The organism is Streptomyces canus, assembly GCF_001514145.1.
Lineage (GTDB): Bacteria > Actinomycetota > Actinomycetes > Streptomycetales > Streptomycetaceae > Streptomyces > Streptomyces canus.
In genome coordinates this window covers 1-1,895 of the sequence record NZ_KQ948664.1, presented here as the reverse complement: position 1 = coordinate 1,895, position 1,895 = coordinate 1, and the positions used below count along the sequence as shown (strand labels likewise).

Here is a 1,895-nt window from a genome sequence, read left to right as displayed (position 1 = left end):
CTAGTGCTCTGACCGGGAAGGTTCGCAGGGTTGGCGGTGGGAGCGGTTGGATGGGCGGTGACGTTCGTTCCGACTGCTGGAGGTGTGGTGGCCGAGCCTGTGCGGGTGCGCAGACTGACCGATCAGGAAGGGCAGAGGCTGCAGCAGATCGTGCGTCGGGGCAGTACCAGCTCGGTGCGCTATCGGCGGGCGATGATGCTGTTAGCATCCGCCGGCGGAAACCGGGTGCCGGTGATCGCGCAGCTGGTCCAGGCCGACGAGGACACCGTCCGGGAGGTGATCCACCGGTTCAACGAGATCGGCCTGGACTGCTTGGACCCTCGGTGGGCGGGAGGCCGTCCCCGCCTGCTCAAGCCTGACGACGAGGACTTCGTCGTCCAGACGGCCACCACCCGCCCCACCACGCTCGGCCAGCCCTTCACTCGCTGGTCGATCCGCAAACTCGCCGCCTACCTGCGCCGCGTGCACGGACGTGTCATCCGTATCGGCCGGGAAGCCCTACGGTGCCTGCTCCTGCGCCGCGGCATCACCTTCCAGCGCACCAAGACGTGGAAGGAGTCCCCCGACCCCGAGCGAGACACCAAGCTCGACCGCATCGAGCACGTGCTGGGACGCTTCCCGGACCGGGTCTTTGCCTTCGACGAGTTCGGGCCGTTGGGGATCCGGCCCACCGCGGGCTCCTGCTGGGCGAAGCAGGGCAAGCCCAACCGCCTGCCGGCGACCTACCGCCGCACCCACGGCGTGACCTACTTCCACGGCTGCTACTCCGTCGGCGACGACCGGCTGTGGGGCGTCAACCGGCGTCGCAAGGGCACCGCCAACAGCCTGGCCGCGCTGAAGTCGATCCGTGTCGCCCGGCCCGACGGCGCCCCGATCTACATCATTTTGGACAACCTCTCCGCCCACACCGGCGCGGACATCCGCCGCTGGGCGGAGAAGAACAAGGTCGAGCTGTGCTTCACGCCGACCTACGCCTCCTGGGCCAATCCGATCGAGGCGCACTTCGGCCCGCTGCGGCAGTTCACCCTGGCGAATTCGAACCACCGCAGCCATCCCGCGCAGACCCGGGCCCTGCACGGTTACCTGCGTTGGCGCAACGCCAACGCCCGCCACCCCGATGTACTCGCCGCCCAGCGCAAGGAACGTGCCCGCATCCGCAGCGAGAAAGGCATCCGCTGGGGCGGCAGACCGCTTCCAGCAGCAGCTTGATCAGACAGGGACTTCAAATATGAGTTCGAGGCCGTCCTCCTCGTCCCATTGCTCTCCGACCTCCACGAAGCCGAACCCGGAAATGGTGGCCAGGGATGCGGTGTTGTCAGGACTGATCGTCACCCGCACGGTCCTGACTCGGGCTTCGGCAGTGGCCCGATGCACCAACGCGGTGAGCATCGCCCTTGCGTAGCCCTGACGACGGTAGACGGGGATCACCGAGTAACCGAGCTCCACCATGCCCGCCTCATCCGGCGGCCCGTGGAACCCGGCATACCCCACGACGGCGCCTTCCGGCTCGGCTACCACGATCTGCGTGAGCCACCCCGCGCAACCCGGGTCCGAGGTCAGCTGATTGACCCGGTACTGCCACACCCACTTTGCCGTGTCGGTGACGAAGTACTCGGTGAGAGCGACGCCTACTTCGGCACTGGCTTGAGCCAGGTCGTCGTTCAGTAAGGCGGTCATGGCCGTGCTCGATAACTCAACAAATCGTACGGACTTCGGGCTAGTGGAGTCCGGGGTCCGGCGCTGGGCTCTGTCTGTCACAGCGCGAATCGTCGTGGAGAGGCCAGGACGTGTCCAACTGTTTTCGCAATGGCCGATGCATGCCCCGACCAGATTGCGGCCCCATCCACTCGTCCCTACCTGCGCCCCGGTGAACCTTCCCGGTCAGAGCACTAGGC

Annotated in this window: 2 protein-coding genes; one reads left to right on the top strand and one right to left on the bottom strand. The window is 66.9% G+C overall.

What is annotated here, in order from left to right; all coding sequences use genetic code 11:
- Nucleotides 1-87: 87 nt before the first annotated feature.
- Nucleotides 88-1,209, top strand: a complete 1,122-nt coding sequence (locus AQJ46_RS27000; RefSeq protein WP_318656724.1) for an IS630 family transposase — start codon at nt 88-90, stop codon at nt 1,207-1,209.
- Here the strand turns inward: AQJ46_RS27000 and AQJ46_RS26995 are convergent, their stop codons facing one another.
- Complete coding sequence (locus AQJ46_RS26995) at nt 1,210-1,677, bottom strand: GNAT family N-acetyltransferase (protein WP_059208059.1); 468 nt, start codon at nt 1,675-1,677, stop codon at nt 1,210-1,212. It lies immediately after the preceding gene.
- Between the last annotated feature and the right edge of the window lie 218 nt (nt 1,678-1,895).

Excerpts from the sequence above, each read along its gene's own strand:
- AQJ46_RS26995 (WP_059208059.1), bottom strand. The coding sequence starts at position 1,677 with ATGACCGCCTTACTGAACGACGACCTGGCTCAAGCCAGTGCCGAAGTA.